The sequence below is a fragment of the Fluctibacter corallii genome, from assembly GCF_025751585.1.
Lineage (GTDB): Bacteria > Pseudomonadota > Gammaproteobacteria > Enterobacterales > Alteromonadaceae > Fluctibacter_A > Fluctibacter_A corallii.
In genome coordinates this window covers 29,211-51,429 of sequence record NZ_JAOWKX010000005.1, presented here as the reverse complement: position 1 = coordinate 51,429, position 22,219 = coordinate 29,211, and the positions used below count along the sequence as shown (strand labels likewise).

26 protein-coding genes and 1 other annotated feature are annotated in these 22,219 nt (G+C 44.5%); of the genes, 18 read left to right on the top strand and 8 right to left on the bottom strand.

From position 1 onward, the window contains the following. Positions 1-56: 56 nt before the first annotated feature. From tsaB to OE749_RS10345, 4 genes are all read right to left on the bottom strand, one after another. Positions 57-740 carry a tRNA (adenosine(37)-N6)-threonylcarbamoyltransferase complex dimerization subunit type 1 TsaB gene (gene tsaB, locus OE749_RS10360; protein ID WP_263712386.1) on the bottom strand — a complete coding sequence of 228 codons (684 nt, stop codon included), beginning with the start codon at positions 738-740 and terminating at the stop codon, positions 57-59. Further along, positions 737-2,665 carry an ATP-dependent DNA helicase gene (locus OE749_RS10355; protein WP_263712385.1) on the bottom strand — a complete coding sequence of 643 codons (1,929 nt, stop codon included), beginning with the start codon at positions 2,663-2,665 and terminating at the stop codon, positions 737-739. The genes tsaB and OE749_RS10355 overlap by 4 nt, the downstream gene beginning before the upstream one ends. 132 nt (positions 2,666-2,797) lie before the next feature. Continuing rightward, on the bottom strand, positions 2,798-3,202 hold the full coding sequence (locus tag OE749_RS10350) for a TerB family tellurite resistance protein (protein WP_263712384.1): 405 nt from the start codon (positions 3,200-3,202) through the stop codon (positions 2,798-2,800). Positions 3,203-3,297: 95 nt separating this feature from the next. Next, entirely contained in the window at positions 3,298-4,260 is a 963-nt protein-coding gene (locus OE749_RS10345) for a D-2-hydroxyacid dehydrogenase (RefSeq protein ID WP_263712383.1), read from the bottom strand. Positions 4,261-4,339: 79 nt separating this feature from the next. Here OE749_RS10345 and OE749_RS10340 point away from each other — a divergent pair, with 79 nt between their 5' ends. From OE749_RS10340 to OE749_RS10330, 3 genes are all read left to right on the top strand, one after another. Continuing rightward, entirely contained in the window at positions 4,340-4,840 is a 501-nt protein-coding gene (locus OE749_RS10340) for a DUF2244 domain-containing protein (RefSeq protein ID WP_263712382.1), read from the top strand. Between the two features lie 40 nt (positions 4,841-4,880). Further along, positions 4,881-6,116 carry a saccharopine dehydrogenase family protein gene (locus tag OE749_RS10335; protein ID WP_263712381.1) on the top strand — a complete coding sequence of 412 codons (1,236 nt, stop codon included), beginning with the start codon at positions 4,881-4,883 and terminating at the stop codon, positions 6,114-6,116. A 95-nt stretch (positions 6,117-6,211) separates the two neighbouring features. Beyond that, on the top strand, positions 6,212-6,463 hold the full coding sequence (locus tag OE749_RS10330) for a DUF6482 family protein (protein ID WP_263712380.1): 252 nt from the start codon (positions 6,212-6,214) through the stop codon (positions 6,461-6,463). A 59-nt stretch (positions 6,464-6,522) separates the two neighbouring features. On the opposite strand, the gene OE749_RS10325 is transcribed toward OE749_RS10330, so the two are convergent. Beyond that, the gene (locus OE749_RS10325; RefSeq protein WP_263712379.1) at positions 6,523-7,437 is read right to left on the bottom strand and encodes a LysR substrate-binding domain-containing protein; all 915 of its coding nucleotides are present in this window, start codon (positions 7,435-7,437) and stop codon (positions 6,523-6,525) included. Between the two features lie 129 nt (positions 7,438-7,566). Here OE749_RS10325 and OE749_RS10320 point away from each other — a divergent pair, with 129 nt between their 5' ends. Both OE749_RS10320 and OE749_RS10315 read left to right on the top strand, forming a co-directional pair. Further along, a complete protein-coding gene (locus OE749_RS10320; protein WP_263712378.1) occupies positions 7,567-7,881 on the top strand; it encodes a hypothetical protein in 315 nt (104 codons plus the stop codon). 225 nt (positions 7,882-8,106) lie between these two features. Beyond that, positions 8,107-9,447: a glycerophosphodiester phosphodiesterase family protein gene (locus OE749_RS10315; protein WP_263712377.1), complete on the top strand. Its 1,341-nt coding sequence runs from the start codon at positions 8,107-8,109 to the stop codon at positions 9,445-9,447. Between the two features lie 114 nt (positions 9,448-9,561). Here the strand turns inward: OE749_RS10315 and OE749_RS10310 are convergent, their stop codons facing one another. Then, positions 9,562-9,855: a hypothetical protein gene (locus OE749_RS10310; protein ID WP_263712376.1), complete on the bottom strand. Its 294-nt coding sequence runs from the start codon at positions 9,853-9,855 to the stop codon at positions 9,562-9,564. A gap of 306 nt (positions 9,856-10,161) precedes the next feature. Beyond that, positions 10,162-10,284, top strand: a sequence feature (His leader region). Between the two features lie 49 nt (positions 10,285-10,333). Here OE749_RS10310 and hisG point away from each other — a divergent pair. From hisG to OE749_RS10255, 11 genes are all read left to right on the top strand, one after another. Further along, the gene (gene hisG / locus OE749_RS10305; protein WP_263712375.1) at positions 10,334-11,233 is read left to right on the top strand and encodes an ATP phosphoribosyltransferase; all 900 of its coding nucleotides are present in this window, start codon (positions 10,334-10,336) and stop codon (positions 11,231-11,233) included. Positions 11,234-11,245: 12 nt separating this feature from the next. Continuing rightward, positions 11,246-12,532, top strand: a complete 1,287-nt coding sequence (gene hisD / locus OE749_RS10300) for a histidinol dehydrogenase (protein WP_404828171.1) — start codon at positions 11,246-11,248, stop codon at positions 12,530-12,532. 1 nt (position 12,533) lies between these two features. Continuing rightward, positions 12,534-13,619, top strand: coding sequence for a histidinol-phosphate transaminase (hisC, locus tag OE749_RS10295; protein WP_263712373.1), 1,086 nt, complete (start codon positions 12,534-12,536; stop codon positions 13,617-13,619). After that, complete coding sequence (hisB, locus tag OE749_RS10290; RefSeq protein ID WP_263712372.1) at positions 13,616-14,686, top strand: bifunctional histidinol-phosphatase/imidazoleglycerol-phosphate dehydratase HisB; 1,071 nt, start codon at positions 13,616-13,618, stop codon at positions 14,684-14,686. Before hisC ends, hisB begins: the two co-directional genes overlap by 4 nt. Beyond that, the gene (gene hisH, locus OE749_RS10285; RefSeq protein ID WP_263712371.1) at positions 14,686-15,285 is read left to right on the top strand and encodes an imidazole glycerol phosphate synthase subunit HisH; all 600 of its coding nucleotides are present in this window, start codon (positions 14,686-14,688) and stop codon (positions 15,283-15,285) included. The genes hisB and hisH overlap by 1 nt, the downstream gene beginning before the upstream one ends. Continuing rightward, the gene (gene hisA / locus OE749_RS10280; protein WP_263712370.1) at positions 15,286-16,023 is read left to right on the top strand and encodes a 1-(5-phosphoribosyl)-5-[(5-phosphoribosylamino)methylideneamino]imidazole-4-carboxamide isomerase; all 738 of its coding nucleotides are present in this window, start codon (positions 15,286-15,288) and stop codon (positions 16,021-16,023) included. Further along, entirely contained in the window at positions 16,005-16,781 is a 777-nt protein-coding gene (gene hisF / locus OE749_RS10275; protein WP_263712369.1) for an imidazole glycerol phosphate synthase subunit HisF, read from the top strand. Before hisA ends, hisF begins: the two co-directional genes overlap by 19 nt. A 10-nt stretch (positions 16,782-16,791) precedes the next feature. After that, positions 16,792-17,412, top strand: coding sequence for a bifunctional phosphoribosyl-AMP cyclohydrolase/phosphoribosyl-ATP diphosphatase HisIE (gene hisIE / locus OE749_RS10270; RefSeq protein WP_263712368.1), 621 nt, complete (start codon positions 16,792-16,794; stop codon positions 17,410-17,412). A gap of 154 nt (positions 17,413-17,566) precedes the next feature. After that, on the top strand, positions 17,567-18,142 hold the full coding sequence (locus tag OE749_RS10265; protein WP_263712367.1) for a cytochrome b: 576 nt from the start codon (positions 17,567-17,569) through the stop codon (positions 18,140-18,142). Continuing rightward, positions 18,139-18,714, top strand: a complete 576-nt coding sequence (locus OE749_RS10260) for a YceI family protein (RefSeq protein WP_263712366.1) — start codon at positions 18,139-18,141, stop codon at positions 18,712-18,714. Before OE749_RS10265 ends, OE749_RS10260 begins: the two co-directional genes overlap by 4 nt. 107 nt (positions 18,715-18,821) lie before the next feature. Continuing rightward, positions 18,822-19,520, top strand: a complete 699-nt coding sequence (locus tag OE749_RS10255) for an aspartate/glutamate racemase family protein (RefSeq protein WP_263712365.1) — start codon at positions 18,822-18,824, stop codon at positions 19,518-19,520. A 32-nt stretch (positions 19,521-19,552) separates the two neighbouring features. On the opposite strand, the gene OE749_RS10250 is transcribed toward OE749_RS10255, so the two are convergent. Continuing rightward, positions 19,553-19,957, bottom strand: coding sequence for an ACT domain-containing protein (locus tag OE749_RS10250; protein WP_318527876.1), 405 nt, complete (start codon positions 19,955-19,957; stop codon positions 19,553-19,555). 110 nt (positions 19,958-20,067) lie between these two features. On the opposite strand from OE749_RS10250, the gene lepB reads away from it, so the two are divergent. Continuing rightward, the gene (gene lepB, locus OE749_RS10245) at positions 20,068-20,718 is read left to right on the top strand and encodes a signal peptidase I (RefSeq protein WP_263712364.1); all 651 of its coding nucleotides are present in this window, start codon (positions 20,068-20,070) and stop codon (positions 20,716-20,718) included. A 73-nt stretch (positions 20,719-20,791) separates the two neighbouring features. On the opposite strand, the gene OE749_RS10240 is transcribed toward lepB, so the two are convergent. Further along, on the bottom strand, positions 20,792-21,406 hold the full coding sequence (locus tag OE749_RS10240) for a DUF924 family protein (protein ID WP_263712363.1): 615 nt from the start codon (positions 21,404-21,406) through the stop codon (positions 20,792-20,794). 355 nt (positions 21,407-21,761) lie between these two features. On the opposite strand from OE749_RS10240, the gene OE749_RS10235 reads away from it, so the two are divergent. Then, positions 21,762-22,208 (top strand): Hsp20 family protein, encoded by a 447-nt coding sequence (locus OE749_RS10235; protein WP_263712362.1) that lies wholly within the window; start codon positions 21,762-21,764, stop codon positions 22,206-22,208. The last annotated feature ends 11 nt before the right edge of the window (positions 22,209-22,219 follow it).

Below are 22,219 nucleotides of genomic sequence, written 5' to 3'. Positions count from 1 at the left end.
AATACTTAAATATATTCAAAACACATACGCATACGCAAAAATCACACCAATGTAGCCTACTCTCGTCCTGGAAGCTTTTTCCATGTCACTTTGTCACGTAAATACACAGGCTCAATTTGCTCAACAGACAAAGCAATCCCTTTAACAAAATCTGCCTCTGCCAGTTTAAGCATGTGTTCTGCACTTGGATAAAGAATAGACGAGCTCGAGGCAAATTGAGAGGCCACTTGCAATTCAGTATAAGCTTCCCAACCTGTTCCAACTTGAATAAACGCCTCATCAGGCAACAGCTTCACGGCGTCCTGTGGAGACAAAACAGCTTCTTCTCCGATGCACCTTGCCAAGCCATCAACTTTATCAAAAATAGCAAAGTACACTTCATCCATACGAGCATCAATTGCCGCAACACAACAAGTTGCTTCTGTTTCGTCAAACGCCTGCTGCGCCATCGCAGCCAAAGTAGAAACAGCAACAACTGGGCGCTCACTGCCTAGCGCCAACCCTTGTAACATGCCCGTTGCAATTCTCACTCCGGTAAAACTACCTGGGCCTCGGCCAAATGCTAAAAAGTCTAACTCGGTCAATGCTACGTTGTTATCTTTGAGCACACCCTCAACCATAGGAAGTAATTTTTGACTGTGGGCCTGAGGACAAATCTCAAATTCTGCTTGTATTTTCCCTTCAACTGAAAGCGCAACTGAACACGCCTCCGTAGCCGTATCTATGGCCAAATACTTCATGCTTTTTCCTCTTGTCTAATCTGTTTCAAAAACGCGGTCGCTTTCGATAAGGAGCGTGTTCGCTTCATATCAGGTAAGCTGGCTAAAAATGTCTTCGCATAGTCTTTTGTAATTAAGCGATTATCACATATGACCAACACGCCTTTGTCACCTTCATCGCGTATCAACCGCCCTGCTCCTTGTTTTAGCGTAATGACGGCTTGCGGTATTTGAATTCGTGCAAACGGATTTGCGCCCGCTTTACGACAATCTTCAATTCGTGCCTGCAACAGCGGATCATCTGGTGAAGCGAATGGCAATTTATCAATCATCACGCAGGTCAAATCGCTACCTCGCACATCCACACCTTCCCAAAATGCGCCAGTCCCCAACAATACCGCTTGTTTGTCTTCTAAGTAGGCATCTAGCAACGCCCGTTTAGTTGTCGTGCCCTGCACAAGAATTTTGTTACTGATTTTATCTTCAAGACGTCGTGCCATGTCTTGTAACATGGCGTGACTGGTAAACAGTAAAAAACAACGTCCGTCACTGGCATCAATTAACTCTTTAGCCACTGCTTCCATGGCGTCTTTTAATGCAAAGCTATTCGGCTCTGGTAAAAATCTTGGCACACACAGCATAGACTGTTGTTGATAATCGAACGGACTATCAAGCGACATTGTTTTCGCATCCATTAAGCCCATTTGTCGCTGAAAATGCTCAAAGCCCTTGTCGACCATTAACGTTGCAGAAGTAAACACCCATGCGCGTTTCGGAGAAGCCACAAAGGCCGCAAACTTGTGCGCGATACTCAGGGGCGTCATATGTAATATAATGTGCCTCGGTGTTGTTTCGTACCAAAGACTGACATTTTTTTGCTCTGTATTGGTTACCGTTGCTAGTTGCGTTCTGGCATCGCACACACGTTCGAAAATAGTGTCGAGTTCTTTATCACGCCCCATGTGAATTTTCACAACTTCGTACAACACGCCTAACGCATCATCAAGTTTGGTGATTTGCTGCTGTATATCATCGCGTTCATAAATCTCGAAGGCATTGCCTTTTTCTGGCTCAACAGGAAACAATAAGCGCAAGTCAGCGGCAATTAAGCGCACTTTTTCAGCGGCCTTATGAAGCTGTTCAGCATCTTTTAGCACGGTGCGATACAGCAACTCGATATCTTTGGCCAATTCGTGTAGTTGCCGACTGGATATCGCTTCACCAAAATATTCACTGGCGATATCAGGAATTTGGTGCGCTTCGTCAAAAATCACGACGTCTGCTTCAGGAATCAGCTCGCCAAAGCCGGTGTCTTTGAGGGCCATATCGGCAAAGAAAAGGTGGTGATTGACAACGACAATATCGGCATCCATTGCTTCTCGTCTGGCTTTTACCAAATAGCAATCTTCGTAATCAGGACAGTCCTTACCAAGGCAATTGTCCACGGTTGAAGTCACCAAAGGGATAACTCTGGCATCTTCAGCTAAGGTTTTCAGCTCTCCGATATCGCCACTTTGAGTTTTCGTAGACCACTTCTTAACTAGAGACAACTCTGACAATGTGTCTTTATCAATAATCGTGCTGTTGCCGCCGTGTTGCCGTAAGCGATAGGTACACAAATAATTTGACCGACCTTTAAGCAAAGCCGCTCGACGATGACTCCCCATCACTTTTTTAAGCAGCGGTAAGTCTCGGTGAAATAGCTGTTCTTGCAGGTTTTTCGTTCCTGTCGAGACAATCGCTTTTTTCTTACTGTTTAATGCGGGCGCTAAATAAGCAAAGGTTTTTCCCGTTCCCGTACCCGCTTCAACAATTAACAGGCTTTGATCACGTATGGCATCCCCCACAGCAATCGCCATATCTGTTTGCGGTTTACGCGGTTTGAAACCGGGAATACCTTGTGCAAGGCGGCCAGATGTTGAAAAAAGTGAAGCGACAGAAGACATGAAAAGCGATACCTCATTAAGCGAGGCGTGATTATGCCAAAATTAACAAAAATATACAGGGTGTTTGTGTGCTTCTATATCGCTTTTCACTTGAATGGTTATGTTCGTGCACATTCTGTGCGTATAAGACGTTTATGCTGGGGTCGGAGACGCCTTTATTCGAGACGTTTGCGCTCTCAGAGCTCGCGCTAAAACGCGGTTGGTTAAATAATCAATGATATCCTGCTCTTCGTCGACAATATCGCCATCTGCTTTTGCAATGCCTTTCGCCTCTAACAATACTCGGTTGGGGTTGTATGACAATGCATCTTGTAACGAACTGATAAAATTCAGGGTTTCTTGAGCATCAATCACTTCACGAATTTCATGAATTGCGCAACTCAGAAAGTCTTCATAGTCCATATCACCATGCCATTCTACACTACCCGCTAGCTCATCTAAGTAATCTTGTTCAGCGAGCGTAATCTTGCCATCAATCTGATACATCAGAATGCAAAGTTTGATGAGAGCCTCATTAAATAACTGATGTTGCTCCATAGCGCGTCCCCTATTTTATTTTTTAACGACCTATTACTGGCGTCGCTTCGTTAAATTTCAAGGTATAGAAATGGACAACAAAGACAAAGAAAAGTTTAACGCGCTGATTTGTCTGAGCGTAAAAACGCACAAAAATGATCGGCGGCTAAATCTAATAAACGTTGTCTTGCTTCTTTTGATGCCCAAGCATTATGAGGCGTTAAGATAAGATTCGGATGTTGCAAACGAATTAACGGATGATGACGATTAGGTGGTTCTTCAGACAACACATCTAGTCCTGCACCAGCAATAGTGCCTTGGGTTAGCGCATCAGCTAACGCCTGTTCATCAATAAGCCCGCCTCGTGCCGTGTTGATTATGCATGCTGATGGTTTCATTAGGCGAAGTCTCACCTGATTAATAAGCTTTTCGGTTTCTTCAGACAATAAACAATGTAAAGATAGGAAATCCGCGCTTGGAAGTAGCGAATCTAACGGCTTACGGGCTATCTGCGCCGCGCCTTCGGTATAATCTTGATGAGGTCGAGCGGCAACAGACACCCGCATCCCAAATGCCTCAGCCAAGGCTTTTACACGCTGCCCTAATGTCCCAAACCCCACGATTACAAGGTGTTTACCCGCCACTTCTGTAATAGGAAGGTGCAGCAAGCAAAAACTGTCAGACGCCGACCATTCGCCTGTTTGGATCGCATGCTGATAGGCGGTTAGTTTTCCCGCAAGGGCTAACATCAACATCATTGTATGTTGCGCGACACTGTCAGTACCATAGCCCTCTACATTGTTAACCGTGATGCCAAGAGACGCAGCAGCTTTAAGATCAATGTTGTTCGTTCCTGTGGCAAGTACACCAATGTATTTCAATTGCTTAGCGTGAATCAACGCTTTCTTATCAAGTACGACTTTGTTTACAAACACGGCTTCTGCATCAGCAAGTCTGGCGGCCAGTTGGCTTGCATCAGTGTGACTAAAACACCTCACATCCGAGCATTGTTGTTCAATACGCTGCCATGACACATCATCGCGGCCAAAGGTATCTTTATCTAATATCACCGCTCGCATGCTCTCGCTCCTATTAATCGGGTTTGAATAAAACGTAAAGTTTATGCGTTTTGCTTTCTACGTCTATTCTGAATAGATTATGGTTAAACATACACTAACATCGAAGGGCGATATCATCATACTCAGCCCTAACCGTTCTGCCAGTTGGAAACAGATTAAACAGTTTATTTTAATCGCTTGGTGCATTATCGCGATTATTGCAGTGAGTTGGGCAATGGTAGGGGCGTGGATCGTTCTGCCATTTGCAGGGTTAGAAATGGCATTGTTGGGCTATTTCATGTATCGCGTCAGCATGGGCAGTTATCAGCAACAAGTGATATCTATTGATCAAGAAAAGATTGTTATCGAGTCAGGTATAACGCGGCCTGAGTCAAGAGCTCGGCTAGAACGTGATTCTGCGCACTTGCATATTACTGAAGCAAATAATACGTTAGACCCAGCCACATTAACCCTTAAAGATCATCAACAAAGCGTGCACATTGGCACATTTTTAAGCAAAGAAGACATTGAAGTAACCAGACAAACCCTGCAAAGTGCAGGTATACGCACGTTAAGTAACCATTGGTGGAAATACCAGTAAATACGCGCTAAAGAAGAGAACAATAAGGAGACATTGTCACGTGAAAAAATTTGATATCGTGGTTTTTGGAGCCACCAGCTTTGTCGGCAATATAATGGTTCAGTATTTGTTAAACACCTACCCGGCTGGAAGCGACATCACCTGGGCGATCGCAGGACGCTCAGAAAAAAAATTAAAAAGCGTACTTGAGAAGCATAATGCTGCCACGAGCGATATTCCTATTATTCTTTGTGATGCGCAAAATGACAGTCAAATTCAAGCGATGTGTGAGCAAGCAGAAATCATTATCTCGACAGTGGGACCTTATGCGATATATGGTGAACCTATTGTAAGAATTTGTGCAGCGCGTGGCGTACATTATTTAGACCTCACTGGCGAACCACAGTTTATTGAAAAAATGCTGTCTCGTTACGAAGACGTTGCCAAAACCACTGGCGCACATATATTGCACACTTGTGGCTTCGACAGTCTGCCCTCAGATCTTGGTGTGTATTACCTACAACAGTTAGCGAAAACGAAATACAATGTGCCTTGTGAGCATATAAAAATGCGCGTAAAGCGTATTAAGGGATCGTTTTCTGGCGGCACTGCCGCGTCAATGATGAATATCATCAAAGAAGCCCGATACAACCCTCACGTTCGACGCGTCATGACGGATCCTTATTCACTGTGCCCGAAGCAACATGGCTTTACTACTCGGCAACACAATCACAAATCAGCAGAATACGAAGACGAATTCAACGCATGGGCTGCGCCGTTTGTAATGGCATCTATCAATACCAAAATTGTTCATCGCACGAATGCGCTATTAGATAAAGCTTATGGCGAACACTTCAAATATGACGAAGCCATGCTGACAGGCAAAGACAATCAAGGGGCATTCCGCGCATATGCCACCTCTACAGGATTGGCCGTATTTACGGCTGCCGCGGCCTTTTCACCTTCAAGGTGGTTGCTAGAACAATTCGTGTTACCAAAGTCAGGTGAAGGGCCAAGCCCCGAAGAACAAGAAAATGGATTTTTTGATCTTCGTTTTCTGGGGAAAATGCCATCAAGCCAGTCAATACGAGTAAAAGTAACGGGAGACAGAGATCCCGGATACGGCTCCACCGCAAAGATGCTAACGGAAACAGCTGTCACTCTACACAAATACCTCAAAGAGCATGACAGCCACGGTGGATTCTGGACGCCTGCGGCATTACTGGGTGAAACACTTATTGAACGTCTCTCCAGTCATGCTGGTTTATCTTTCGAAGAAATAGACAGCGAGCGTTAACGCAAAAGGTGATCTCTGCCATTCGCCGCCACGTAGGAAAAAGGGTGACTATACTTAACGAGTATACGCATTCATTTACGTTTGGAGGCCCTTGCATGAAGTTATTCATTGAATCGATTGAAGGCGGCACATATCTAGCCGCCACCATGGACGGTCAGCAAAAGCGTCTGGTCAGAGACAAAGACGACAACCCAATGGCGTTTCATTGTTTAAACGAAATCAAAGATCATTTCCAGAATGACAATTTTGACGAAGTATGGCTAAAGCAATCCACTCCTTACGATGAAATGTGTGGTTTAGACGAAAAACGAGAACCTCTTGAAATGCAAATAGAGTGGAACCGGTGAATAATTGTGAGTCTGGCGCTGCATCAGCTTAGAAACCCGATTTTGAGTAGCGAATATGACTAATTAATTTGCGAACGACTTTCGACGGTGTCTAGAACTGCGTTGCTGAACCAATTCACAAACTGCTGCACTTTAGCATAAGAAAAATGGCGTTCCGGTGCGACCAAGTAAAGAGAGTATCGACTTGGCGCACAATAGCCTAACAACTCGACAAGCGTGCCAGCCTGAATATATCGTTCAACCAAAATGCGGTTTGTCAGTAAAACCCCTTTCCCTGCCAATGCATGCTCAATTAATGGAACCGCGTTATCTGACTGAATAGGAAAGCGCAACTGTTGGAAAGTGAGGCCAAAAGACGCTACACATGATTGCAGCATCTCGGGAAAACCGGGGCTGGTGTCAAATATAACGGGAAGTGAAAACACCTCTTTCGGATCATCTATATGTTTACCTTTCAATGCCAATGGGCAGGCCACAAGCGCGAGTTTGTCAGTCATAATCTTTTGACTTATAACTCCCTCATAGTTTCCCATTCCCATACGCACTGCGACATCCAGTTCAGCATCTTTAAAGTCAACCAGTCTATTTGAAGGCATCAGCTGTACCATCAAATTGGGATAAAGAGACTGAAAACTGGAAAGATGGTGGATAAGCCAAGACGATGTAAACGAATGTACCGCAGAAATTCTCAATATATCGGGTTTGGGATCACCCATTAACTGTAAAACCCCATCTTCAAGGGACGCAAAAGCCTGTTCTACATACGGTAGAAGCCGTTTGCCATCTTCTGTTAAGTGAGTATTCGTGACAGAACGTGTAAATAGCGAACATCCAAAATGGGTTTCGAGCGATTTTATTTGCTGGCTAACCGCTGCCTGAGTCACAAACAGTTGCTCTGATGCACGTTTAAAACTGCCATATCTCGCCACAGCCCAAAACACACGGAGCGCTTTTAACGGAGGTAATGAAATCACACCACACCAATACTTAAGTTTTACTTAACTATATATAAATTTATATCGTTTGTTCAGCATGTAATCAACCTCTATTCTCAAACTAACCAACCACGGGCAATTCATGTAAGGATCAAGATTATGTATTTAATGTCTTCAAAATTTGTCTATTTTGTCGCTATGCTGTTAACAACGTTCAGTATATCTGCGCAAGAAAAGGTATATACCGATAAAGGATATCCCTATAAAAACTTAGTTGAAAAAAGCAAAGAAGTTAAGATTATCTATCGTGAAAGTAATGAATCTATCACGTGTCGTGTCGATATCGCGCACGCACAAACGTCCTTTGAAGGCGTTACGTATAATGTGTCAAAAAGACAATTTAAACGTGCGCCACTGGCGAGTTGCTTAGAACGCCAAGACGCTAAAACCCTACTTGAAAAGGTCACATTGCCAGCACGTTAAGCTTACCGCCACAGACAGCATCTAGCGCTAAGAAGATGCTGTCTGATACTTTCCGCTCTTTTAACGATCTTTTCTTGAATGCTTTCCCTTACAATTTTCCCTCTCTCTTTTTTGCCAGTGTTTTTGTCACAAAATTGGCACAAAGTGTTCATCTATCGGTAAATTTTTTGTCATTATTAATCTATAGCGTATGCGCCACATCACACCGATTAAACAAGGAAAACTATGAACACACTAAGTAAAATCGCTTCCGTTAGTATTGCTGCACTTATTTTGAGTGCGTGTGATGACGACGATGTGCAAGTGGTCGAAGTGGAAAAAGAAGTGCCTGTTGTGACCACACAAACCATTGTGGAAACGGTGGAAACTGCGGTTATTGTTAAAGTGCCAGAAGGCGAAGGAAAAGATATTCAAATCGGCAATCGCCCATATTTTCTTATTGATGATATGGAAGATGGGGAGTTGAAAGAAGCAATGCAAGCCTGCTCTGAAGGGCCGTTTTACAAGACAGATTTTTCTATTGGCCATCGCGGTGCGCCCATGCAGTACCCTGAACATACCCGTGAATCATATGAAGCCGCAGCGCGCATGGGTGCAGGGATCGTTGAGTGCGATGTGACTTTTACCAAAGACAAAGAACTGGTATGCAGACATTCTCAATGTGATTTGCATACGACAACGAACATTCTTGAAACCGAGTTGGCGGCGAAGTGCTCTATTCCCTTTACGCCAGCCGATCCAGTTTCAGGGGCACCCGCTCAAGCTAAATGCTGCACCAGTGACATAACGCTAGCTGAATTTAAATCGCTTAAAGGCAAAATGGACGCCGCCAATCCGCAAGCCACAACCGTTGCAGAGTACCTGAATGGCACGGCCAATTGGCGTACCGATTTATTTTCCACACGCGGCACCTTGTTAACCCACGCAGAGAGCATCAAACTCTTCACATCCCTTGACGTGAAAATGACACCTGAACTGAAATCTCCAAGCGTAGAGATGCCTTTTGATGGATTTACACAAGCACAATACGCGCAAAAGATGATAGACGAATATAGAGCCGCAGGCATTGAGCCTAACCATGTATGGGCGCAATCTTTCAACCTTGACGACGTGAAATATTGGATTGCCAATGAGCCCGAGTTTGGTCGTCAAGCAGTGTACCTTGACGGACGTTATGACGAAGCCACCTTTAACCCGAATGACGCCTCTACGTGGTCTCCCACTATGGAAGAGCTGGTTGCCGATGGGGTTAACATCATCGCGCCTCCGCTGTGGGTGTTAGTAACAGAGGGTGCAAATGACACCATCGTACCGTCTGCTTATGCAACGGCCGCTAAAAACGCTGGCCTTGATGTGATCACTTGGACTCTCGAACGCTCCGGAAACCTAACCTCTGGCGGAGGCTGGTATTATCAAAGTATTGGTAATATCACAGATAATGATGGTGATGCATTAAAACTTATGCATGTATTGGCCAACGATGTTGGGGTATTAGGTATTTTTTCAGACTGGCCAGCGACAACAACGTACTATGCAAGTTGTATGAAGATGCAGCCCAGTATCTAAACTCTACAACCGTGCGCCCTTTATATCGACCAGTAATTAGTTGAAATTGCTGGTCATACACCATTGCTATCGAGATAGACAGGTACGTATGCAGGCGCAGCGATAACGCCCCTGCTAAACAAAGATGTCTAAATGAGGAGGCCCTTTTTTTTCTTGCTCATTCACTTCATCTTCACCTTCATCATCGGTTAAATCATGTGGTTCTTCAGGTGCAGATTGTTGTTTATTGTGTTGCTTTTTTTGATTCTCGCGTGCATCGCGCTCTTTTGTACTGAGAGGGTGCTCTTCATCTTCCTCAATTTCATGCGCACGTTCTTTTTTTTGAATACGTTTCACCTTCATCTCTTCATTAACAATCGGAGATTTTCCTTCCCGAGGTATAATTGGAAAAAGTAAATCGTTACTCATAGTACGCTCCTCAATACGCGCGCATGACTATACTCAATTGGTATTTGCCCATTAATAGGCGAGCACTTATTATCTTATATCGCTCAATTAGCCAGCAAACTTTAATCAAGACCTGCATTCTTATTACTTTCAATTATAAGACAGAATCATTGCTTTTTGGTTCATCTTTAATAAACGCTTGCAAGTAAGAATATTTTTCGCTAGGTTAAAAAGCGTATGGCGACCAATTAAACGCCTTAATAAATCAGTGAAAACGAACAGCGAATTTATAAACATACAAATGAACATTTTAAGCCTTAACTTGAACCATCATCACCACCACAAAGCATAACCTTTCAGGTTCGTGCTGGAAGGTCTATTGTTACCTTCCAGAGGCTTAAGAATACAAATTTTAACCCCCCGGAAGGAAACTTCCGGGGGGTTTTTCGTTTTGGCGACAATATTTAACGATTCTTAAAAATAATTGAAAGGTAAAAACATGACAGATAGCAGCCGACTTCGCATCGCGATTCAAAAATCAGGGCGATTAAGCGACGACAGTATCGCGTTACTTAAAGCAATTGGCGTGAAACTACAAATTCGCGATCGGCTGTTAATTGCGCATTCTACCAATCAGCCGATTGACCTATTACGCGTTAGGGACGACGACATTCCAGGCCTTGTGATGGACGGCGTTGTCGATTTAGGTTTCATCGGTGAAAATGAACTCGAAGAAAAAATGTTAGAGCGACAAGCGGCGAGCAAACGCTCAGAGTTCAGCACGCTAAGACGCCTCGATTATGGCGGCTGCCGACTATCAATTGCAGTACCAAGCGAATTTAATTACCAAGGTATTCAATCACTCAACGGAATGAAAGTGGCAACAACCTACCCTTATCTTCTAGAGCGTTTTTTTATTGAGAAAGGCATTGATGCAAGTGCCGTGATGTTAACGGGCTCCGTTGAAGTAGCGCCAAGGGCAGGCGTAGCAGACGCCATCTGCGACTTGGTATCTACTGGTGCAACACTGGAAGCCAATGGGTTAAAAGAGGAAGAAGTGATTTTTACCTCTAAAGCCGTACTGATTCAGCGAGGTGGCAGTTTACCGCCAGAGAAACAAGCGCTTATTGACCGCCTTCTCCCTCGTATTGACGGCGTCATGCAAGCGAAAGAAAGCAAATACATTATGCTACACGCACCTAAGGCGCAACTTGACGACGTTAAAGCGTTACTTCCTGGCGCAGAAAACCCGACCGTTCTTCCATTAGCAAGCTGTGACAAAACTGTTGCCATCCATGTTGTCAGTACAGAAACGTTATTTTGGGAAACCATGGAAAAGCTAAAAGCACTGGGTTGCAGCTCCATTCTTGTGATGCCAATCGAGAAAATGATGGGGTAACCACACATGAAAATCATTGATTGGGGAAAGCTGGATAAAAATGCTCAGCAACAAGCACTTAGCCGCCCAGCGCAACAAAGCAGCGACACGTTAAAAGCATCAGTAAGTGAGATTATTTCTTATGTGGCGCAAGAAAAAGATGCCGCCCTATATGCATTAAATAAGAAGTTCGACAAGGTTGATGTACCTGCATTGCGTTTATCTGTTAAAGACATTGAATCGAGTGCAAACAGTGTCTCTGACGAGGTTAAGCAAGCCATTCAAACTGCTTACGACAACATCAAACGCTTTCACGAGGCCCAGCGCCCTGAAGATATTCAGGTCACCACTCAAGCTGGTGTGCTATGTGAACTAAAACACGATGCGATTGCTTCTGTCGGCCTTTATATTCCTGGCGGCACAGCACCATTACCATCAACCGTGCTCATGCTCGGTGTTGCAGCGCAAGTCGCGGGTTGCCAACGTAAAGTATTGTGCTCACCTCCCAATGCACAAGGCTCTGTATCAGCTGAAATTCGCTATGCGGCCACGCTATGTGGTATCGATGAAATTTATTTAGTTGGCGGCGCACAGGCCATTGCAGCCATGGCACTGGGTACGGAATCTATTGCGCCAGTAGATAAAATTTTCGGCCCTGGAAACAGTTTTGTTACCGAGGCCAAGCAGCAAGTTAGTCAGCTAGCAGGCGGCCCCGCAATCGACATGCCAGCCGGCCCTTCAGAAGTGTTGGTCATTGCTGACGCGCAAGCTAACCCTGCTTTTGTGGCGGCCGACTTATTATCTCAAGCAGAGCATGGCACAGACTCGCAAGCGGTGTTGGTGTCTGAGTCAGACGCTTTAATCCAAGCGGTGCAGGATGAAATAACAAAACAACTTGCTAATTTATCACGTAAGGAGATTGCCACCGAAGCCATGCAGCACAGCCGCTTTATTCTCACTGACAACGTGCAAACGTCAATTGAGGTCAGTAATGCATATGCGCCCGAACACTTGATAGTTCAGGTCGCCAACGCTCGCGAGCAGCTTCCGTTGTTAAAAAATGCAGGCTCCATTTTCGTTGGTCAATGGTCTCCTGAGTCTGCTGGTGATTACGCTAGCGGTACAAACCACGTATTACCAACGTATGGTTATGCAAGAGCCTACTCCAGCTTAGGACTCGCCGATTTTATGCGACGCTATACCGTGCAAGAACTGAGCTACGAAGGCTTACAAACTATCGGGCCCGCTATTATGTCGCTGGCAGGTGCCGAAGGCTTAGACGCTCACCGTCAGGCTGTCGCGATCCGTTTGGAGAACTAATATGACATCAATAATTAACAAACTCCTACCTGACAGTATTCGCGAGCTAAAACCTTACGAATCAGCCAGACGATTACTCAGTGGTGGCAAAGACTGGCTCAATGCCAACGAGTCACCCTATGCCAATGCGTACACCTTAGATACAAGCACGTTAAACCGATATCCAGAATGCCAACCGGAACAGGTCATTAAAAGCTATGCAGATTACGCTGGTATACAAATTGACAACGTGCTTGCCACGCGCGGCGCAGACGAAGGTATAGAATTACTCATACGCACATTCTGCATGCCAGGCAAAGACAGTATTCTGATTTGCCCACCTACCTATGGTATGTATGCAATCAGTGCTAAAACTTGCAATGTTGGCGTGCAAGAAGTCCCGTTGAATATAGATTTTTCTCTGGATGTAGAGGGAATCAAAGCCCGCAAGGGTGAGGTTAACATCGTCTTTATTTGCTCGCCAAATAACCCTACTGGTACAGGCGTAAACGCGGATGATATCGAAGCAATATTGACCCACTACCAAGATTCCGCATTAGTGGTAGTCGATGAAGCTTACGTTGAGTTTTCTCCTACCTCAGAATGGGCATCAACGCTTAAAAAGTACGAAAATTTGGTTGTGTTACGCACGCTGTCCAAAGCCTTTGCCCTTGCCGGATTGCGGTGCGGGTTCACTCTCGCTAACCCAGCGACAATTCAAGCCTTGCTAAAAGTGATTGCGCCCTATCCTATTTCTGCACCCGTTGCTCAAATTGCGGAACAAGCGTTATCACCCAAAGGCATTTCAATAATGAAAGCACAAGTGCGCGAATTGCAACGTCAGCAAATCGCATTGCAGGTTGCATTATCAGAATTCCCACAATTGTCACCCGTAGGCAGTACAAAAGCGAACTTTTTGCTATATCGCTGCAATGAAAGAGAGACCTTAATGCCGTATCTGATTGAGCGCGGCATATTGCTCCGCGACCAATCTAAGCAACGTGGTCTCGACAACTGTATACGCGTTTCTGTGGGTAACGCAGAACAAAACCAACGCTTGGTAGAAGCCATCACCGCATTTTATGCATCTCAGGAAGTATCATCATGAGCCAACAACCCATACTGTTTATTGACCGCGACGGCACACTTGTAGAAGAACCGCCTGTTGATAAGCAATTAGATTCACTGGAAAAACTCGTATTTGAACCCAACGTCATTCCAGTATTACTTAAGTTACAACGAGCTGGATTTCGTTTGGTGATGGTCAGCAATCAGGATGGTCTGGGCACAGACAGCTTCCCGCAATCTGATTTTGATTTACCCCACAATAAGATGATGGACGTTTTCTCATCTCAAGGCATTGTATTCGATGACGTATTGATATGCCCGCACTTCGATGAAGACGACTGTAGTTGTAGAAAACCCAAATTGGGGCTAGTGAAAGACTATTTACAACAAGGTAAAGTCGATTTTACCCGTTCGTATGTCATTGGTGATCGCATCACAGATATGCAGTTGGCAGAAAGCATGGGCATACGCGGTTTGCAGTATAGCCCAGAATCGCTGAATTGGGACGATATCGAAATGCAGTTGCTAAACCAGAGTCGTACTGCGAGGGTCACCCGCAAAACATCAGAAACTAATATCACTATTGACGTCAATCTCGATAGCAGTGCGCCTTCACAAATCGCTACAGGCCTTGGCTTTTTTGATCATATGCTTGATCAAATCGCCACTCACGGCGGCTTTGAAATGAACGTGAGTGTGGATGGCGATCTGCACATCGACGATCATCACAGTGTAGAGGACACTGCACTCGCATTGGGTGAAGCGCTAAAAAAAGCGCTCGGAGATAAACGTGGCATCGGTCGTTTCGGGTTTGCACTTCCTATGGATGAATGTCGCGCAGAGTGCATTATCGACATTTCAAACCGCCCCTTCCTAAAGTTTGAAGCAGAGTTTACCCGTGAATCTGTAGGAGATATGGCAACAGAAATGGTGCCGCATTTTTTCTACTCTTTAGCTCAATCAATGGGGTTGTCATTGCACCTATCTACCACAGATGGCAATGCACACCACCAAGTGGAAAGTCTGTTTAAAGTGTTTGGTCGTGCACTACGTCAGGCCATTGCCAAACAAGGCGACGCTTTACCTAGTAGTAAAGGAGCGTTGTAGTGTCTAACAACATTGTGATTGTGAATACCGGCTGTGCAAATATAGCGTCGGTGCGATATGCGTTAGAGCGCTTAGATGCAAAGGTAACGATTAGTGATGTGCCTGACGTGATACGTAGTGCCGATAAGATCTTTTTACCGGGCGTCGGCACGGCACAAGCGGCGATGAGCAGCATAGAAAAAAAAGGGTTGATTGATACGCTTAAGGCATTAACACAACCTGTGATGGGAGCCTGTTTAGGCATGCAGCTTATGGTTTCACGTTCACAGGAGTCGATAACCGGTAACACGCCTTGCCTAAATTGGATTTCTGGTAATGTTGAACGTATGCAAAACAATAGCGTCAGGCTACCCCATATGGGTTGGAATCAAATACAGCATACTGACCACCCGCTGTTTCAAGGTATTAAGCAAAGCACGTATTTTTATTTCGTACACAGCTTTGCAGTTAAGCCTAACGAATATACGGTTGCAACTTGCGACTATGGTCAGCGTTTTTCTGCAGCGATTGCAAAAGACAATTTCTTTGGTGTCCAATTTCATCCTGAACGCTCAGGCGAAGCCGGTGCACGTTTACTGAAAAATTTTGTGGAGTGGTAAATGATTATCCCAGCAATAGATTTAATTGATGGCAAAGTCGTGCGTTTGTTTCAGGGCGACTATGAGAAAAAAACCGAGTATCAGTTTGATCCCATCGATGTGGTCAATCAATATGCCGATGCGGGAGCAACCTGGCTACATATTGTTGACTTAACAGGTGCCAAAGACACCAACAAGCGCCAGCTAGCGCTGATTGAAAGTATGGTAAACACCAAACGCATGCAGTTTCAGGCTGGCGGTGGCATCCGTTCGCAACAAGATGTCGAAGGCTTATTGGGCGCTGGCGTTTCGCGTGTTGTTATCGGCTCGTTAGCCGTAAAATCACCCGAACTCGTTAAAAGCTGGATAACAACATACGGCAGTGATGCCATTGTGCTCGCACTGGATATCAATATAGACGCGAATGGCAATAAATTCATCGCCACGCACGGCTGGCAAGAAAATTCAGGGGTATCAATTGAAAGCTTACTTGATGACTTCTTGCATGTCGGTGCAAAGCACGTGCTATGCACCGACATAAGCCGAGATGGCACACTGCAAGGCGCGAATGATGCACTGTACGCCGAAATGAGTAAGCAATATCCAAGCGTTAAATGGCAAGCATCTGGTGGTATTGGAGGATTGACAGACATTCAGGACCTAAAACCTACAGGTGTGGATGGTGTCATACTGGGCCGCGCTTTGTTAGAAGGCAAGTTTACCCTTGAGGAGGCAATTGCATGTTGGCAAAACGCATAATCCCCTGCCTTGATGTAAGAGACGGTAAAGTCGTCAAAGGCGTGCAATTTCGCAACCATGAAATCATCGGCGATATTGTGCCTCTAGCAGAGCGTTATGCCGCGCAAGGGGCTGATGAATTGGTATTTTATGATATCACCGCGTCAAGCGATGCACGCGTTGTCGATAAAAGCTGGGTAAGCCGTATTGCACAAGTAATAGATATTCCATTTTGTGTAGCAGGTGGCATAAAAACCGTTGAAGACGCCGGCAGAATTTTAGAGATGGGAGCAGATAAAATCAGCATTAACTCCCCCGCTTTGGCGAACCCGACATTAATTACCGAGCTTAACCAAACATTCGGCCAACAATGCGTAGTCATTGGCATCGACAGTTTTTTTGATGCACAAACCCAAACCTATCAGGTGTATCAATTTACGGGAGACGAAACGCGCACCCAAAAAACCCAGTGGCAAACTCAAGATTGGGTGAGAGAAGTACAGGCACGTGGCGCAGGTGAAATTGTTCTCAATTGTATGAATCAGGACGGCGTGCGCAACGGATATGATGTAACACAACTACAAACCATTCGGGATATATGTCATGTTCCTCTCATTGCTTCGGGCGGCGCGGGCGAGATGTCTCACTTTTTTGACGTATTCAGCCAAGCGGATGCCGATGGCGCTTTAGCGGCTTCGGTTTTTCATAAAGCGGTTATCGATATTCCTGAATTGAAAACCTATCTGCGCGAAAAACGCATTCCCATTCGTGAACAATGAGGAACTTACCATGAAGATTACACAAAATAACATCAATGAGCTTGCTTGGGAGAAAATGGACAATCTATTGCCATGCGTTGTTCAGCACGCCATAAGTGGTAAAGTCCTTATGCTTGGATACATGAACACCGATGCCATTGTAAAAACCTTGGAAACGAAGCAAGTAACGTTTTTCAGTCGCTCCAAGTTACGTCTATGGACAAAAGGAGAGACATCAGGCAACGTGTTATCACTTAGCAGTATTAGCGCTGACTGTGACAAAGATGCCCTATTAGTATTGGCGTTACCTAAAGGCCCAACCTGCCATACTGGCGCGCAAACATGCTGGTTTGAGTCTGAAAATCCTGACATGGCATTTTTAGCGGATTTGGAAGCGTTACTCGCTGAGCGTAAATATGCCGATCCCGATTCCAGTTACACGGCGAGTTTATATGCTAAAGGCATTAAGCGCATCGCTCAAAAGGTCGGAGAAGAAGGTGTCGAGACAGCGCTGGCTGCTACCGTTATGGATAAAGACGAATTAAAAAACGAATCTGCTGATTTGCTTTACCATTTGACGGTATTACTTCAGGCCTGTGATTTGTCATTGCAAGATGTGCTAAATGTACTTAAGGAACGCCATAGCCAATAACGCGGCAGCCGTTCTCTCTACTTAACGCAGTTGAAAGACTGCGTTTTGTTCTATTTTTTTGAAGCCTCATTTCAATACCTTTTAGTTTCCCTTTCTTACGAAAACGCCTAGCATAGATAACGTATTCATACGCATGCGTTATTCAGGATATTCTATGCTTAAAAATTCAAATTCTGGTTACGGCTGGGTAAGTATTACCCTTCATTGGCTAACGGCACTCACTGTGATTGGTTTATTTGCCGTAGGATATTGGATGGTAGATTTAAACTATTACAGCGAATGGTATCAAACAGCTCCCCACTATCACAAAAGTGTCGGATTACTGTTGGCAGCCGTAACACTTTTCCGGCTTGCTTGGAAAATTCAGCAGCCATCTCCCCAATTGCTTGGCGCTCGGTGGGAGAAGCACCTTGCGAAATTAGGACACATCGCATTTTACATACTGCTATTCAGCCTATTTATGAGCGGATATCTGATCTCAACGGCTGATGGTCGCAGTATAGAAGTATTCAACTGGTTTTCAGTGCCATCAATGGGAGAATGGATCGCTAATCAAGAAGACATTGCTGGCGAGATTCACGAGTGGTTAGCTTATTCAATTATCGGTTTGGCTTTACTTCACGCGCTGGCGGCACTGAAACATCATGTTATTAACAAAGACAACACGCTGGTCAGAATGCTATCGCCCAGCACATCACAGCAACCCACCCTTAACGAGGAAAAGGAATGAAGACCACTTTGACATCTCTTACACTGGCGTTAGGTTTGAGCTTTGCAACAATAAACGCACAAGCCGCAGACTATGCGATAGATACGAAAGGCGCACATGCGTCGATAAACTTTAAAATTCAGCACTTGGGGTACTCTTGGTTAGTTGGGCGTTTTAACCAATTTGACGGCGAGTTTTCTCTTGAAGATGATATGAGCAAAAGCGCAGTATCAGTGACAATAGACACCTCTAGCATTGACTCTAATCATGCTGAACGAGACAAGCACCTACGTGGAGACGACTTTCTCAATGTAGACAAGTTTCCTGAAGCCACGTTTAAGAGTACAAAAGTTGTTCCCAAAGGTGACGGCAAATTCGATTTGCATGGTGAACTTACCCTTCATGGTGTAACCAAGTCTATCGTCATTGATGCTTATAAAATTGGTGAAGGCAAAGACCCGTGGGGAGGGTATCGAGCAGGCTTTATGGGTTCCACCAAACTGAAATTGGCGGATTACGGTATTACCTATAACCTCGGCCCAGCATCAACCCATGTAGACATGGAGCTTCACGTGGAAGGCGTGCGCAAATAGCAATTTTTATCACAGACAACATGATTGATAGTCCCTACTATGTGGGGCTATCATCCTAAGTCTGAACTTGAGCATTAAGCAACGCTATACGTAAGGACGCAACTCACATGAAACGCATTGGTTTAATCGGTGGAATGAGCTGGGAATCAACGGCGACCTATTATCAGCGGATTAACCAACAGGTTAACCACCAGCTCGGTGGTCTGGCGTCGGCAGATATCGTGCTTCACAGCCTCAACTTTGCAACCATTGAGGCACTTCAACATGATGGAAACTGGGCTGCACTAGCAGACATACTTAGCGATTCTGCCCAGCAACTTGAAGCTGCGGGCGCAGATTTTCTTCTTATTTGTACTAACACCATGCATAAAGTCGCACCTGCGGTTACCCAATCTGTATCTATTCCTCTTTTGCACATTGCCCAAGCCACGGGTAGCGCACTACAAAGACATCAAATTCGTACAGTGGGGTTATTGGGCACCCGATTTACCATGGAAGAAGACTTCTACACGAGCTATTTACAAGATACTTTCGATATGAACGTTCTTATTCCCACTGAGTCAGAAAGGGATACCGTTCACAACGTGATCTATCACCAGCTTTGTAAAGGCAAAATTGAGGCCGAGTCTAAAACAGCATTTATTCACATTGTTGACTCACTAAAAAAAGCTGGCGCTGAAGCCGTGATTTTGGGTTGTACAGAAATTGGTTTGCTCATTAAGCCAGGCGATACCTCCATACCGCTGTTTGACACCACACTTATTCATGCAGACTCCGCAGTAATGGAAAGCCTTTGCAAAACATAGCTTACTGCCAAATCTCCCTCCGAAAAAGCCAACTATTGATGTTGCTGTGACAATGCGTTAAGCGCTTCGACGGCTAAAGCGGCCTTTTCATAAGGCACAAAAACATGATCATGGTAATACGCTGCGACGACATTCGCACTGATGCCAATATCAGCTAAACAAGAAGATACCGCTGCGGTTAAGCCCACCGCCTCCAAACTAGAATGTACAGTAAGCGTGATACAGGCAAATTCTCCTGAAAACGTTAGCCCTTTCGATAATGCAATAGATTGCTCCAGAATCAGTGTCGTTCCTTCTTGTTCTATGAACATGCCAGTACACACTTTCAGAATGTCTGCTGTTACCTTATCTTTTGGTATTGTGCAAAACGCAAAAATGTCCTTTGCTAATATAGGACGCATAGTTCCCAACAAGGTTTCTAAGTTAGTTTCACCCATAATGTCTCCCTAATTTTTCGATTTTACATTTACTTACATCTAACATGGAACTGTTTGGTAATTACGATCTCAAATCCATCGAATATACATGATTAATAAAGGATGCAATTTTGAAAGGGCTTATTTCTGCAAAAGTGACTAACTATATCAAGGAAAACAAAGGATTTATTTTATTTATCGCGCTCATGATGGTCATGCGCTCTAGTATCGCAGACTGGTATCACGTTCCCACAGGTTCAATGGAGCCAACGGTATTGCCGGGTGACCGCGTTTTCGTGAATAAAATGGCCTATCAGCTAGAGATTCCATTTACTGACATAGGCGTTATGAATATGCGGTCGCCTGCGCGCGGAGATATTGTGATTATTCAATCTAAAGCCGCTGAAAACCGGTTATTAAAACGCATAGTTGCCGTGGAGCACGACCGTATATCAATGCAGAATAATAAGCTGGTAATAAACGGCAAACCGCTGATGTATGAAAAAGTGGATGGCAAGCACTACGAAACCATTGATGACGTAAAGCATGCCGTGGCGTTCAAACCTGCATCACAGAAGTTAGACAACTTTACACCAGTTACTGTGCCAAAAGGTTACGTGCTAGTACTCGGAGACAACCGTAATTACAGCGCAGACTCTCGCGTTTATGGGTTTATTCCAGTGTCTGAATTGCAAGGAAAAGTGCTGGGTTTGGTCACGTCGTTAGATAAAAACAATTACTATCTTCCCCGCGATGGACGCCACTTTGTTCCTTTGCCCTAATATTTTTTGATTCAGAGTTTCGTCATCATGCTCAAAGTTGTTTCGACACTTTGAGCATGACTCACTTAGTTGGTTATTGCCCAAACCGATCCCCACCTTCAGCAAGGTAAAATAATTCTGAAGAAGTACTTTGGCGATTCAACACCGCATTTCGATGAGGAAATCGTCCAAACTCCTCAATAATGTTTCGATGACTCAGAGCAAACTTTAACGCTACCTTGGCTATATCTCGTTTATTGCCCTTGTGTTCATTCATCAAATCGGCCATTAATTCTACGCAAAGTTGTTGATGTTCGAGTGATTCAGCATGCTCCAACGGATGATAGAAAAAGAGCCGCTCAGCAAAGGCTAATTGCTTATCAAACTTAGCCTCTAGCCCCGCTAAACATATTTGCAAGGCATGTAAATCAGTTTCAAAGGCCTCGGCTTTTCCTCGAAACATATTACGGGGCATTTGGTCTAATAAAATTATTAACGCAAGCGCTCCTCTGGGATGCTCAGCAAGATCGTCTAATTTTCCCAATTTAGCCTTTTGATAGTCAGCATGAAAGTGCGAGGTCACTTCTTCATCGAACTTCGCCGATGCTTCATACCATTGACTAGACTTTTCAGGATTTGCAATACCATCTTTCAGTTCGCCAAACCAGAAAGTTAAAATTTTTGCTACCACCTCTTCATTTTTACTCATTACTTATCAATCACTTATAAAATTAATCAAAATTTTTTAATTTTTTACATTGAAAAAAAGTGTGGCACACATATATATGAGTTGTCGACGCCGAAAGGGTCGACAGACTAAGCAAAGGTGTGGCATCGAATAGCGCTCCTGTTGCGTGGTAATACAGTAGCTTGAATAGTGCTGTTTATGCCAACACATTGTGAATGTCACATTACTTTTGAGTTGAATCTGACATGGCTGATTTAGAGGTACGTGGAAATAAAAACCAGTATGCTCGTTACAGCACCAGCTTCGACAATTTTACACTTTTATGCCGCCGTTTATCGGGGCAACATTTAACATATTGCTTTAAGAGGATATGAATATGCGTAACATCGATCTATCTCCACTATACCGTTCTTTCATTGGTTTTGACCACCTAGCATCTATGATTGATGCGGCTAGTCGCAATGAAAAACAAGCCAGCTACCCTCCTTACAACATCGAGTTGTTAGGTGAAGACAAATACCGAATAACTATGGCCATTGCGGGATTCTCTCGTGATGAAGTCGAAATAGAAGTGCAAGAAAACACCCTAAAAGTAACGGGTAAAAAGCCCTCTAAAGAAGACGGCGAACGTAAATTCTTGCATAAAGGGATTTCAGAAAGAAACTTTGAGCGTAGCTTCCAATTAGGTGATCACGTAAAGGTACTTGCCGCTGATATGGAGCATGGTTTACTTCATATTGATATGGAACGTGTCATTCCTGAGGCTAAGAAGCCGCGTAAAATCGAAATTGGAAGTAAATTGCTGGAAAATGGCGCGGAATAAAGTACGCCGCT

What these genes read in the sequence shown, in the direction of transcription:
- OE749_RS10350 (WP_263712384.1), bottom strand. Translation starts at nt 3,202, where the DNA reads ATGGAGCAACATCAGTTATTTAATGAGGCTCTCATCAAACTTTGCATT.
- OE749_RS10255 (WP_263712365.1), top strand. Translation starts at nt 18,822, where the DNA reads ATGAAACGCATTGGTTTAATCGGTGGAATGAGCTGGGAATCAACGGCG.
- hisB (WP_263712372.1), top strand. Translation starts at nt 13,616, where the DNA reads ATGAGCCAACAACCCATACTGTTTATTGACCGCGACGGCACACTTGTA.
- hisG (WP_263712375.1), top strand. Translation starts at nt 10,334, where the DNA reads ATGACAGATAGCAGCCGACTTCGCATCGCGATTCAAAAATCAGGGCGA.
- OE749_RS10355 (WP_263712385.1), bottom strand. Translation starts at nt 2,665, where the DNA reads ATGTCTTCTGTCGCTTCACTTTTTTCAACATCTGGCCGCCTTGCACAA.
- tsaB (WP_263712386.1), bottom strand. Translation starts at nt 740, where the DNA reads ATGAAGTATTTGGCCATAGATACGGCTACGGAGGCGTGTTCAGTTGCG.
- OE749_RS10240 (WP_263712363.1), bottom strand. Translation starts at nt 21,406, where the DNA reads ATGAGTAAAAATGAAGAGGTGGTAGCAAAAATTTTAACTTTCTGGTTT.
- hisC (WP_263712373.1), top strand. Translation starts at nt 12,534, where the DNA reads ATGACATCAATAATTAACAAACTCCTACCTGACAGTATTCGCGAGCTA.
- OE749_RS10345 (WP_263712383.1), bottom strand. Translation starts at nt 4,260, where the DNA reads ATGCGAGCGGTGATATTAGATAAAGATACCTTTGGCCGCGATGATGTG.
- OE749_RS10250 (WP_318527876.1), bottom strand. Translation starts at nt 19,957, where the DNA reads ATGGGTGAAACTAACTTAGAAACCTTGTTGGGAACTATGCGTCCTATA.
- OE749_RS10235 (WP_263712362.1), top strand. Translation starts at nt 21,762, where the DNA reads ATGCGTAACATCGATCTATCTCCACTATACCGTTCTTTCATTGGTTTT.
- OE749_RS10330 (WP_263712380.1), top strand. Translation starts at nt 6,212, where the DNA reads ATGAAGTTATTCATTGAATCGATTGAAGGCGGCACATATCTAGCCGCC.
- hisIE (WP_263712368.1), top strand. Translation starts at nt 16,792, where the DNA reads ATGAAGATTACACAAAATAACATCAATGAGCTTGCTTGGGAGAAAATG.
- OE749_RS10320 (WP_263712378.1), top strand. Translation starts at nt 7,567, where the DNA reads ATGTCTTCAAAATTTGTCTATTTTGTCGCTATGCTGTTAACAACGTTC.
- OE749_RS10315 (WP_263712377.1), top strand. Translation starts at nt 8,107, where the DNA reads ATGAACACACTAAGTAAAATCGCTTCCGTTAGTATTGCTGCACTTATT.
- OE749_RS10340 (WP_263712382.1), top strand. Translation starts at nt 4,340, where the DNA reads ATGGTTAAACATACACTAACATCGAAGGGCGATATCATCATACTCAGC.
- OE749_RS10265 (WP_263712367.1), top strand. Translation starts at nt 17,567, where the DNA reads ATGCTTAAAAATTCAAATTCTGGTTACGGCTGGGTAAGTATTACCCTT.
- OE749_RS10310 (WP_263712376.1), bottom strand. Translation starts at nt 9,855, where the DNA reads ATGAGTAACGATTTACTTTTTCCAATTATACCTCGGGAAGGAAAATCT.
- hisA (WP_263712370.1), top strand. Translation starts at nt 15,286, where the DNA reads ATGATTATCCCAGCAATAGATTTAATTGATGGCAAAGTCGTGCGTTTG.
- hisF (WP_263712369.1), top strand. Translation starts at nt 16,005, where the DNA reads ATGTTGGCAAAACGCATAATCCCCTGCCTTGATGTAAGAGACGGTAAA.
- OE749_RS10260 (WP_263712366.1), top strand. Translation starts at nt 18,139, where the DNA reads ATGAAGACCACTTTGACATCTCTTACACTGGCGTTAGGTTTGAGCTTT.